The 10,520-nt window shown below is 65.7% G+C and carries 13 protein-coding genes; 3 read left to right on the top strand and 10 right to left on the bottom strand.

What is annotated here, in order from left to right; translation table 11 throughout:
* The coding region (locus tag ACKAE7_RS14915; RefSeq protein WP_408979588.1) for a TrkH family potassium uptake protein at positions 1-973 on the top strand (973 nt) is incomplete at its 5' end.
* Positions 966-1,658: a TrkA family potassium uptake protein gene (locus tag ACKAE7_RS14910; protein WP_188727027.1), complete on the top strand. Its 693-nt coding sequence runs from the start codon at positions 966-968 to the stop codon at positions 1,656-1,658. The genes ACKAE7_RS14915 and ACKAE7_RS14910, both read left to right, overlap by 8 nt.
* A gap of 49 nt (positions 1,659-1,707) precedes the next feature.
* Here ACKAE7_RS14910 and ACKAE7_RS14905 read toward each other — a convergent pair whose 3' ends face one another.
* Both ACKAE7_RS14905 and ACKAE7_RS14900 read right to left on the bottom strand, forming a co-directional pair.
* Positions 1,708-2,286: a DUF3267 domain-containing protein gene (locus tag ACKAE7_RS14905; RefSeq protein WP_363956799.1), complete on the bottom strand. Its 579-nt coding sequence runs from the start codon at positions 2,284-2,286 to the stop codon at positions 1,708-1,710.
* 66 nt (positions 2,287-2,352) lie between these two features.
* Positions 2,353-3,876 (bottom strand): SulP family inorganic anion transporter, encoded by a 1,524-nt coding sequence (locus ACKAE7_RS14900; protein ID WP_408979587.1) that lies wholly within the window; start codon positions 3,874-3,876, stop codon positions 2,353-2,355.
* 178 nt (positions 3,877-4,054) lie between these two features.
* On the opposite strand from ACKAE7_RS14900, the gene ACKAE7_RS14895 reads away from it, so the two are divergent.
* Entirely contained in the window at positions 4,055-4,435 is a 381-nt protein-coding gene (locus tag ACKAE7_RS14895; RefSeq protein WP_408979589.1) for a MerR family transcriptional regulator, read from the top strand.
* 82 nt (positions 4,436-4,517) lie between these two features.
* On the opposite strand, the gene ACKAE7_RS14890 is transcribed toward ACKAE7_RS14895, so the two are convergent.
* The 8 genes from ACKAE7_RS14890 to ACKAE7_RS14855 all read right to left on the bottom strand — a co-directional run bounded on the left by ACKAE7_RS14890 (position 4,518) and on the right by ACKAE7_RS14855 (position 10,408).
* Complete coding sequence (locus tag ACKAE7_RS14890; RefSeq protein ID WP_408979586.1) at positions 4,518-4,751, bottom strand: hypothetical protein; 234 nt, start codon at positions 4,749-4,751, stop codon at positions 4,518-4,520.
* Positions 4,752-4,766: 15 nt separating this feature from the next.
* Positions 4,767-5,174, bottom strand: coding sequence for a four-helix bundle copper-binding protein (locus ACKAE7_RS14885; protein WP_188813408.1), 408 nt, complete (start codon positions 5,172-5,174; stop codon positions 4,767-4,769).
* 59 nt (positions 5,175-5,233) lie between these two features.
* A complete protein-coding gene (locus tag ACKAE7_RS14880; RefSeq protein ID WP_408979585.1) occupies positions 5,234-5,710 on the bottom strand; it encodes a hypothetical protein in 477 nt (158 codons plus the stop codon).
* 57 nt (positions 5,711-5,767) lie between these two features.
* On the bottom strand, positions 5,768-7,093 hold the full coding sequence (locus ACKAE7_RS14875; RefSeq protein WP_408979584.1) for a DUF2254 domain-containing protein: 1,326 nt from the start codon (positions 7,091-7,093) through the stop codon (positions 5,768-5,770).
* A complete protein-coding gene (locus ACKAE7_RS14870; RefSeq protein ID WP_190613278.1) occupies positions 7,094-8,293 on the bottom strand; it encodes an AI-2E family transporter in 1,200 nt (399 codons plus the stop codon). It lies immediately after the preceding gene.
* 189 nt (positions 8,294-8,482) lie between these two features.
* Positions 8,483-8,659, bottom strand: a complete 177-nt coding sequence (locus tag ACKAE7_RS14865) for a CsbD family protein (protein ID WP_066278512.1) — start codon at positions 8,657-8,659, stop codon at positions 8,483-8,485.
* A 128-nt stretch (positions 8,660-8,787) separates the two neighbouring features.
* Positions 8,788-9,165, bottom strand: a complete 378-nt coding sequence (locus ACKAE7_RS14860) for an ArsR/SmtB family transcription factor (RefSeq protein WP_408979583.1) — start codon at positions 9,163-9,165, stop codon at positions 8,788-8,790.
* A complete protein-coding gene (locus tag ACKAE7_RS14855; protein ID WP_408979582.1) occupies positions 9,125-10,408 on the bottom strand; it encodes an MFS transporter in 1,284 nt (427 codons plus the stop codon). The genes ACKAE7_RS14860 and ACKAE7_RS14855 overlap by 41 nt, the downstream gene beginning before the upstream one ends.
* Between the last annotated feature and the right edge of the window lie 112 nt (positions 10,409-10,520).

The raw sequence follows: 10,520 nt of genomic DNA, 5'->3' as shown, positions 1-10,520 counted from the left end.
GCGCCGCGTCCTGATCGGCGTCCTGCTGATCACCGTCATTGTGGAGACCATCCTGGCGGTGCTCCTGATGCTCCGCTTCCTCCTGGGTTACGGCTACACGCCCGGCGAGGCCCTGTGGCACGGGGTGTTCCACTCCGTGTCCGCCTTCAACAACGCAGGTTTTGCGCTGTACTCGGACAGCTTGATGGGGTTTGTGGGCGACCCGTGGGTGTGCCTGCCCATCGCGGGCGCGGTGATCATCGGCAGCCTGGGCTTTCCCGTGCTCTTCGAGCTCCGCCGCCAGTACCGCCGTCCCGTCTACTGGAGCATGCACACCAAAATCGTCCTGGCCGGCAGCGCCGTGCTCCTGGTTGGCGGTACCGTGTTCCTCACGGCCGCGGAATGGACCAACACCGCCACCCTGGGCGGACTGCCGCCCGAGGACCGCATCCTGGGCGGATTCTTCCAGTCCGTGATCACCCGCACCGCCGGCTTCAACAGCGTTGACATCGGCCAGATGCACCCCGTTTCCTGGCTGGGCATGGACATCCTGATGTTCATCGGCGGCGGCCCGGCCGGCACCGCAGGCGGCCTGAAAATCACCACCTTCGCCGTGCTCTTCTTCATCCTGGCCACGGAACTCCGGGGCGACACCGCGGTGAACATCTTTGGCAAGCGCCTTTCCCGGGCCGTTCACCGCCAGGCCATCACCGTGGTGCTCCTGGCCATCGCCCTGGTGACGGCGTCCACCATGTTCCTGATGATGATCACCGACTTCGGCCAGGAACGGATCCTGTTCGAGGTGGTGTCCGCCTTTGCCACCGTGGGGCTGTCCACCGGCATCACGGCCGGAATGCCTCCAGCCGGGCAGGTGGTGCTGATCCTGCTCATGTTCATCGGCCGGCTTGGCCCCGTCACGCTCGGCACCGCGCTGGCCCTCAGGAAGCGCCCCATACTGTACGAAAACCCGAAGGAAAGGCCCCTCATTGGCTAAGGACATCTTCACCCGCAGGGGCGAGCGCGCCGCGCACCCCGATTCCGTGGCCGTTATTGGCCTGGGGCGCTTCGGCGGCTCCCTGGCCCTGGAACTGGAGGCCCAGGGTACCGAGGTGCTGGGGATCGACAACAACGAGGACATCGTGCAGTCCTACAACGGGCGGCTGGCCCATGTGGTCCGTGCCGACTCCACGAAGGAAGAAGTCCTGCGGCAGCTCTCCGTCCACGAGTTCGACCGGGCCGTGGTGGGCATCGGCTCGGACCTGGAGGCGAGCATCCTCACCACCTCCCGGCTGCTCACCTTCAAGCACCCGCAGATCTGGGCCAAGGCCATCAGCGAGCCGCACGCGGAAATCCTGGAACAGCTTGGCGTGCAGCACGTCATCCGGCCCGAGCACGACATGGGGCGGCGGGTGGCGCACCTGGTCCGCGGGTCCATCCTGGACTACGTGGAATTCGAGGACGACTTCGTGATGGTCCGCACCCAGCCGCCGGCGGATGCCCGGGACCGGCCCCTGGGCGTGCTGGGCCTCCGGGACAAGTACGGGATCACCATCGTGGCGGTCAAACGGCCGGGCGGAACCTGGCAGCACACCACCGCCCAGACCGTGCTGTACGACGACGACCAGATCATCGTCCAGGGCACCAAGAACCTGGCGGAGCGGTTCAGCAGCCGCCCCTAGGCCGGCCCTGACGCACCACGGAGGTATGCGGCGCTCATCAGTAACGCCGCTAGTTCCCCGGCACGAATACGTTGATGTTGTCTCCATCGTCCTGCACCAGCGCATCAGGCTGTTGCCGGGAAACCACGTAGACCTCAACGTAATCCCCGGCCGAGCCGGCAAAGTTCAATGCCAGGAGGACATACGTGGTGATCCGGTAGTCAGCCGGGACCGTCAACAGTGCGGCAAGGAGGACACCTCCCCAGACAATGCAGGGCGCGAGTGCCACCACCACGGCAGTCCGCCGGGTGAGGTAGGCACGGTTCCCCGTTGTCAGGAAGGGGAAGCGCACCGCATAGGTGGGCCGGACCCTGGTCAGCAATTGCAGGACGACGCCGTGGGTCGCCTCGTGCGCAGCCATGTACGCCAGGCAGGCGAGCAGGGTCACCGGAACTGTGACCGCCGGACTCAAGCCTGACCCGAGCGGCAAGCCAAGAAGCAATGCAGCGGAAACTGCCAGGAGCGCCACCAGCACGAAGATTCCCTGCACTGCCGCCGGGAACTTTCCGTCCTTCTTGAGGTTGACGGTCCGGTGCGGCCGGTAATCCGGCGGGAGTTCCATTGTGTCCGACGGGATTTGACCGTGCATGCCGTCTCCATTCCCCCTGTGCACCGTAGCCGTTCGTCCCATACTGCCGGAGCAGCCGGCTCCGGACTAGTGCCCGGCGCCGAGCTTCCCGCCGAGGCGCTCGCGCATGGTGGTGCTGGCATCGTTCAGGCCGATGATCTTCACGTCCTTGCCGTGGTGCCGGTACTTCTCGGTAATGGCGTCCAGGGCTGCGATGGTTGAGGCGTCCCAGAGGTGCGAGGCGTGCATGTCGATCACCACAAACTGCGGGTCCAGCGCGTACTCGAATTGGGTGTAGAGATCGTTGGACGAGGCGAAGAACAGCTCGCCGTTCACCGTGTAGGTGGCAGTTTCGTGGCCTTCCACGCCTGTGACCGTCCGTTCCACCGTCACGAAATGGGCCACCCGGCGGGCGAACATCACCATGGCCACCAGCACGCCGACGCCGACGCCGATGGCCAGGTTGTGCGTGGCAACAGTGACCGCGACGGTGGCCACCATGACCAGGGTTTCGCTCTTGGGCATCATCTTCAGCGTGCGCGGGTGGATGCTGTGCCAGTCGAACGTGGCCCAGGAAACGAAGATCATCACAGCAACCAGGGCGGCCATGGGAATGACGGAAACGACGCCGCCGAGCACCACCACCAGGATCAGCAGGAACACGCCGGCCAGGAAGGTGGAGATACGGGTGCGGGCGCCCGAGGCTTTGACGTTGATCATGGTCTGGCCGATCATGGCGCAGCCGCCCATGCCGCCGGTGAAGCCGGTGACGATGTTCGCCACGCCCTGTCCCCAGGCCTCGCGGCTCTTGTGGGAGCGGGTATCGGTGATGTCATCCACGAGCTTGGCGGTCATGAGGGACTCAAGGAGCCCCACGAACGCCACGGCGAGGCCGAAGGGGAAGATGATCTGCAGGGTCTCAAGGGTGAACGGCACATCCGGAATGAAGAGCGACGGCAGCGAGTCAGGCAGTTCGCCCTTGTCCCCTACCGTGGGAACGGCGATGGACGCCAGGACGGTGATGAGCGTGAGGACCACGATCGCGACCAGCGGGGCCGGCACAACGTTGGTGAGCTTGGGGAGTCCGAACACGATCACCAAAGCCAGCGCCGCCAGGGGGTACACCAGCCAGGGAACGCCCAGCAGTTCGGGCACCTGGGACATGAAGATCAGGATGGCCAGGGCGTTGACGAAGCCCACCATCACGGACCGCGGGATAAAGCGCATCAGCTTCGCCACGCCGGACAGGCCCAGGATCACCTGGAAAATGCCGCCGAGGATGACGGCGGCGATGAAGTAGTCCACGCCGTGAGACTTCACCAGCGGGGCGATGACCAAAGCGACCGCGCCGGTGGCGGCAGAGATCATGGCCGGGCGGCCGCCCACGAAGGCGATGGTGACGGCCATGGTGAAGGAGGCGAACAGGCCCAGGCGGGGATCGACGCCGGCGATGATCGAGAAGGCGATCGCTTCGGGGATCAGCGCGAGCGCAACCACGAGTCCGGCGAGGACTTCCGTTTTGAGCCGTCGCGGGGACTTCAACGTTTCCCGGACAGACTGGAGCTGTTCCGGTGTGTAGGCGGGGGCATCCGCGGCGGTTTTGACGGCCATTGCTGGCTCCGTTCATGGTCAGGAGGACGCGCGTCTGCGCCCCCGCTCTTTAGAAGAATGAAGGGGCGCAGCCTTGCGCCGGGATACCGGGAGCGCGCTCAGGCGGCTCACCAACCGAAAACAACTCTACCCTAACGTGATGGTAGAGTTGAACGCGGACATTACGGAGGCCCACGAAATGACAGCACGAACCGGAACTTCCACCATGCATATCGGCGAGCTGGCGGAACGGACAGGTTTGTCCCTGCGCACGATCCGCCATTACGACGACGTGGGGCTGCTTCCAGCCACGGCCCGCACCGAGGGCGGCTTCCGGGTGTATTCAGAGGACGACGTCGAGCGCCTCATGGTGATCAAGCAAATGAAGCCCCTGGGGTTCTCGCTGGAGGAGATGGCCGACATCCTCGAGCTCTTCTCCTCACAGGAAACAGGGTCCGCCGGTGACGCGCAGGCCAAACTCGCCGCGTACCTGGAGAAGGCCGTGGCTGAGCGCGCCAAGATGGCCCGCAACCTGGCCCAGGCCGATCAACTCATCGAACGGCTCAGCGGCCGCGACTGAAGGTTGAGCCCTGCCGCGGCCGGGCTGCCCTCGGCGCCCCCAATAAGCGCCAAGGAAAACCCTGCCGTTGGACAGGGGCCGGTCAGCCCTCCCAGTGGTCGAAGCTGAACCCGCACGCGCACCGGTAGGTGAGCAGGCCGCCGTCGTTCTTTGCTGCCAGCCCATCGCTCGGCGCTGCTACCAACTGCATGGGCTCGCCGCAGTGGACGTGCGTGGCCAGCATCCGCCGCAGCTGCGGGTCCTCCGCCCGCCCCGCACGGGCTCCGCCCCGGTTGCCGGCGCGTCGAACCGCCAGCGGAATCTGTGAATGTGTCATGGCCGCCACCCCCGCCTAGTCCAGTGAGGCGAGGAGGTCGGTGCAGGCCTGCTCGCAGCGGCGGCAAGCCTCAGCGCACACCTCGCAGTGGCGGTGCATGGACGCGTGCTGGCCGCACTCCTCCGCGCAGGCACGGCAGGCGATGCGGCATGCTTCCAGCACTGCCCGGGTGATCCCGACGTCGTAATTGCCGTGGCGGGAGAGGATCTTTCCGGTGGCGGCACAGATGTCGACGCAGTCGAGGTTGGTGCGGATGCACTTGGTGAGCTCGGCCACCATGTCCTCGTTCAGGCAGGCGTCGGCGCACGCGGTGCATGTTTGCGCGCAGTCGAAACACGCCTGGATGCATTCCACGAGCTTGGCTTTGTCGATGCCCGCCACATCCTTGGGGTAGGCATCCAGCATGGACTGTACAGGTGTCATTGGTATCTCTTTCCAGGTCAATACAGCAGGTAGAGGTGTAGTGGAACGGCGAACCGTTCCTACGTCCTGCTGATGGAAAGATCCACCACCGTGAGCGCCGGCAGTTCCGGCTCCGGCGGCACGTCACTGGAATGGAGGCTGCCACCGGGCAGCCGCTGGATTAGCGACGGCGGATCCACGGCTCCGGTCCGCACCGGGACCGGTTCGCCGCGGGGCGCCTTACTCCGCTCGCCCTCTTTCTCGAGTCCCGCAGGCTCGGAGGGGCCGGCCTCGTGGATCGCCCGGCCGGACTGCGACGCTGAGGCTGAAGGCTCTGCCGGGCCGGCTTCGGTTATTGCCTGAAGCGGCTCTTCGCCAGCGGTTTGTCCGCCCGCTGACTGCACCGGGCCGTGCCCGGGAACCAGGGCGTACCGGCTGCCGGCCGTGTAGGAAGCAGCGCCGGCAATCAGCAGGACCAGGAGCAGCCATACGAAAACGCTCCGCAGCGCAACAAGGCGGCGAAGCAGTCCAAGCGCAGACGAACCCAGTGTGGCCATCACCACTTCCTGTAGAGGGCTTTTACTCAGCCTAGCTTCGTATTCCTGTTCCGCAGATCACATGAGTATTACTTTTGCGATGGAATCAGAAAGGTCCATCAGGTTTTTCCGTTCCGGGCTCGAATAGTGTGCGGAGCCGATGGCGTTGCGCATTCGGCCCAGGTGATCCACGATCTCCGCCCGGTACTGGCCCGTCCGGTCGCACCACGCAAGCTCGTGGAGGAGCCGGAGGAGGCGGGCGGCGACGGCAGGGTCCGCCGCGCCGTACTGCCGGGGCTGGTCCATGGCCAGGCTGAGGAAGTCCTGCATTCCGGGATGGGACAGCACCACCCTGACCCGGCCGTCGTCGTCGACCAGGTGCTCCGGTCCGGGGTTACGCTCCGCCAGCCTGCACAGGAGCGCCGAGAGGTGCCCGATGACGTGCACTGCCGTGGTGGGATCGTTGATGCCCGGGGAGAGCGCCCGGGCGGCAACATCCACGAGCTGCCGAAACCCGAATCCCACGTCCTGGACGTTGGTGCGTTCATGCCCGGTTGCCACGGCGGCGTTGGTGTCCTTGGTGAGCTTCTCCCGGATTTCTGCGGTGAACGTTGCTCCCGGCGCCACGGGCCAGGCGGTGGCAAACGGGACGCCCTGCACCAGTGAGCTGCCCGGTTCCCGGTCTATGCGAAGAACGGCACCGGCATCTTTCGCAGCCTGCAGGAGTTCGCCCTGGACGTATGAGGTCAGGAAGCCGGAGGAACTGGCGCGGATGGGGAAGCTGCCCGACGCCGGAAAGGGCTGTGGCGGGGGTGCGGGTCGATTCTGGGGAAAGACGCGGTCCATGGTTTCCTGGGTTTCCACGTTGACTCGGCGCATCATGGTTTCCACTCGGATTTCCCGCGTGAGGTGCGCCAGGAAGAGCACCAGCCCGACGACGCTGGCCATGGCTAGCGCATAAGCCACCGTGACGGAGATTTCAGGTACGAAGGCGGTATTGCCGTTACCCTCTTCCCGCACACTGCGCAGGACTGTCAGGGAGAAGGCGAAGGCGGCCAGGAAGAGCGCCAGCGTTCCGTGGACAAACCGGTCCGAGGTGAAGGTCCGCAGCAGCCTGGGCGAGAACTGGCTGCTGGCCAGCTGCAGGGTTACCACGGTGAGCGAGAACGTCAGCGAGGTCACCGTGATGAGCGAACCCGAAATGGCCTGCAGGACAGCCCGGGCAGCCTCCGGCCCGCCGCTGAAAAGGAAAACCGTGACGCTGTCCGGCAGCTCGCCGTCAACGGCCGAATCCAGCGCAGGCAGCGCTATGCCCAGGACGACGGCCAAGGCAACAGCCAATGCCGGAAGCGGCCAGAGCTGGGTCCGCAGGGCATCGAGCCAGTGTGCGCTGCGTGTGTTCACCTATTCCTCGGTTCCCTGGCCCGCGCCGCTGTGGGATGCCGCCGGTTCCCGCGAAGGCTGGTCCGTTGCCGCGGTGGCGGACAGCTGGCCGTGGGAATCCCGGGCGGTGTCCTGCTCGGCTCTGGAAACATCCTCCGCCGTGATTTCATCGTCTGATTTTTCGTTCCATGCTTTGATCGCGGCCCAGATAACGGCCGCCAGGGGAACGGAGAGGATGGCGCCGATAATGCCCGCCAGGATGGTACCGGCTGTGAGTGCCAGCAGGATGACCAGGGCGTGCACGCTGAGAGTGCGCCCCATGACCACCGGCTGCAGGAAGTTGCCTTCAAGCTGGTTGACAACAATGACGACAATGATCACGATCAGGGCCGTGACAGGCCCGTTGGCCACCAGCGCCACGAGGGCAGCCAGCACGCCGGCGAGGGTGGCTCCCACCAGCGGGATGAAGGCGCCGATGAACACGATGGCGGCCAGCGGCAGGGCGAGCGGAACTCCGAGGATTACCAGCGCCAACCCGATGAAGACGGCATCGACGACGGCCACGATGGCCGTTCCCCGGACATACCCGCCAAGCACCGCGAGGCTGTCCTGCCCCACGCGCCTCGCTTTGACCAGCCGCGTGCCCTTGAAAGCGCGCAGGACGAACGCCCAGATGCGTTCTCCGTCCTTGAGGAAGAAGAAAAGGATCACGGCCATGAGCAGGGCACCGGTGATGAACGTCCCTGCCGCGCTGAGGCCGGTGACAACACCGGCGCCCGCCGTACTGCTGGTGACGAAGTCCAGCACGGCGTCACGTGCCTGCTGGATCTGTTGGTCATCGATGGGAATCGGGCCGTTCCGGACGAAGCCGTAGACCTGGTCGAACCCCTCCGTCGCGCTGCGTCCCAGTTCCCCCGCCTGGCCGATCACGGCGAAAACAATGGCCGTGACCAGTCCACCCAGGGTCAGCAGGAGCAAGAGGAAGGAGAAGCCGGTGGCGGCCGCGCTGGGCCAGCCTTTCCTTCTGAGCCAGTTCACCAGCGGTGCGATGGCAGCCGCCAGAATCAGTGCCAGCAGCAGGGGGATGACCACCAGCCGCACCTGGATGAGCCCGTAGACCAGGATGGCCGAAAGTGCCAGAAGCACCAGAATCTGGCCTGCCCTGATACTCACCCGGCCAAGACCGTCCTGCCACGGGTTTACCCGGTTTTGAGTCTGCATTCAGTTGTCTCCCTGGATCAGCAAGCGCTGGAGCTGCGAAAAAGTGGCATCGGCGACGCCGCGCAGGCTACCTAAACTTCTCACGAACTCTCCTGGCTGAAATAACGGACCGCCCCTGCCCGGACCTTCGGTTAAGGACAAAAGGTGCGGCTCCAATGGAACCGCACCCCGTGCTGATGGACCGGAAGGTCAGTCCTTCTTGAAAGCGTCCTTGACCTTTTCGCCGGCCTGCTTCAGGTCGCCCTTGGCCTGGTCGCCCTGGCCTTCGGCCTTCAAACGATCGTCGCCGGTCGCTTCGCCGGCGGCCTCTTTACCCTTGCCGCCAAGCTTCTCGGCTGCGTTACCAATCTTGTCGTCCAAACCCATGGTGTTTCTCCCTACGGTCGGCTCCCGCCGGCGTGCTGCCAGCGGCTTACCTACCCATCGTAACCACAAATCACTAAGGGTGCTGATCATTTTGCCCGGTGAGCTGCGGCACGCGCCCTTTCGACGCGTCAGCCGTGGGTGGGTTCGCCGGTGACGCGGTGGTCCGCATGGTTGATGGTTTCGCGGATCAGGCGCACCAGGTGCCCGTCGCGCAACGAATAGATCACGTGGCGGCCGTCCTTGCGCGTGTCCACCAACCCGCTGAGGCGGAGTTTGGCCAGGTGCTGGCTTGCCACCGTCCGCGGAACTCCGACGGCGGCCGTCAGCTCGGTCACGGTCTTGGGACCCTGCGCCAGCTGCCAGAGCAGGTGCAGGCGCGTGGGCTCGGCCAGCATCCGGAGGGTGGCGGAGGCTGCCTCCAGCAGCTCCGGCCCCGGAGTTACCTGGTGGACCAGGGACGGGACATCAGCGGCGGGCGCGGCTTCGCTGCGGGGCTGGCTGGCCACTGTCCTGCTCCTCCCCTGCACGGCCCATGGCCCCTGCGGCATCGTGCCGGGGGCAGGACAGGAATGCTCCTGCACTGCCTATCATCGCAACAATTGTCAGCCCCGCCGCGGCCCAGCCCAAACCGGCCATGGCTCCCACCCAGCCCGCCAGCGGATAGGCCAGGATGTAGCAGGCGTGCGAGAGCGAGAACTGCGCCGTGAAAACATACGGCCGGGTGTCCTCGGTGGAGGCTCCGCGCAGCAGTCTCGCCGACGGCGTAAGGATGGTGGAGTTCGCCGCACCCAGGAGGAACCAGAGGGTGAGCAGCAGCCACCATCCGCTGCCGGGCGTGGCCCACGGGATGGCGACGGCGCCGGCCATGACGAAGGGAACGACGGCGGCCCCGGCGAGCATCACCGTCCGGTCACCCAGGCGTTCAAGCAGCCACGGGGCGGACAGGGCAACGATCATGGACCCCACCCCAAAGCAGGCCAGCGCCAGGGCAAGGTCCGTGTCCGGCCGCTGCAGGACATCGCGGACATAGACCACCGTGTTCACCAGCACCAGGGCCGTGGGGGCCGCGACCACCAGGTTCAGTGCCAGCAGCGACCTGAGCCGCCGGTTCCGCCAGAAGATCCTGGCGCCGAGCGTGGTCCTGTGCCAGAGCGAGGCCTGCGGAGACGCCCCGGCGGGGACCCGCGGCAGGACGGCCATGGCCACCATGAGGGCGGAGAACAGGAACCCTGCCACGGTACCCAGGAACAAGTTGTTGTAGCTGACAACAGTGAGCAGCAGCGCGGCAAGGGCCGGGCTGGCCAGGGCCTCCATGTCGTACGCCAGCCGGGACAGGGACAACGCGCGCGTGTAGTCCCGTTCGTCCGGAAGGACGGCGGGGATCAGCGACTGGAACGCCGGGGTGAACGTGGCGGAGGCTGACTGCAGCAGGAAAATCACCACGTAGATCTGCCAGGTTTCGGTGATGAACGGCAGCGACAGGGCCATTGCCCCGCGCACCAGGTCGGCCCCGATGAGGACCGGTTTTTTCGGCCAGCGGGCCAGCAGCGCATTGATCACCGGCGCCAGGCCCACGTACGCAAGCATCTTGATGGTCAGCGCGGTACCGAGCACCGCCCCAGCATTGCCCGCAGCCAGGTCATAGGCCAGCAGCCCCAACGCGACCGTCAGCAGGCCCGTGCCGATCAGCGCCACGATTTGGGCAGCAAAGAGGCTCCTATACGTTGCGTTCCGCAGAACCGAAAACATCCAGCCCACTCCTTGAGTGCATATGTGCACGTATATGCACTCATTGTAGGCCTGGTCTGCCGTTGTGTCCTGCGCCGCTGGCCGGGCCCGTTAACGGCGGAAGGCGCCGCTC

The sequence above is a fragment of the Pseudarthrobacter sp. NKDBFgelt genome (genome assembly GCF_046097905.1).
GTDB classification, from domain to species: domain Bacteria; phylum Actinomycetota; class Actinomycetes; order Actinomycetales; family Micrococcaceae; genus Arthrobacter; species Arthrobacter polychromogenes.
The sequence above is the reverse complement of the archived record's forward strand: the minus strand, read 5'-3'. Positions and strand labels throughout refer to the sequence as shown.

Coding starts and splice junctions, on each gene's coding strand:
- ACKAE7_RS14905 (WP_363956799.1), bottom strand. CDS start 2,286: ATGCACGGTCAAATCCCGTCGGACACAATGGAACTCCCGCCGGATTAC.
- ACKAE7_RS14900 (WP_408979587.1), bottom strand. CDS start 3,876: ATGGCCGTCAAAACCGCCGCGGATGCCCCCGCCTACACACCGGAACAG.
- ACKAE7_RS14895 (WP_408979589.1), top strand. CDS start 4,055: ATGACAGCACGAACCGGAACTTCCACCATGCATATCGGCGAGCTGGCG.
- ACKAE7_RS14890 (WP_408979586.1), bottom strand. CDS start 4,751: ATGACACATTCACAGATTCCGCTGGCGGTTCGACGCGCCGGCAACCGG.
- ACKAE7_RS14885 (WP_188813408.1), bottom strand. CDS start 5,174: ATGACACCTGTACAGTCCATGCTGGATGCCTACCCCAAGGATGTGGCG.
- ACKAE7_RS14880 (WP_408979585.1), bottom strand. CDS start 5,710: ATGGCCACACTGGGTTCGTCTGCGCTTGGACTGCTTCGCCGCCTTGTT.
- ACKAE7_RS14870 (WP_190613278.1), bottom strand. CDS start 8,293: ATGCAGACTCAAAACCGGGTAAACCCGTGGCAGGACGGTCTTGGCCGG.
- ACKAE7_RS14865 (WP_066278512.1), bottom strand. CDS start 8,659: ATGGGTTTGGACGACAAGATTGGTAACGCAGCCGAGAAGCTTGGCGGC.
- ACKAE7_RS14855 (WP_408979582.1), bottom strand. CDS start 10,408: ATGTTTTCGGTTCTGCGGAACGCAACGTATAGGAGCCTCTTTGCTGCC.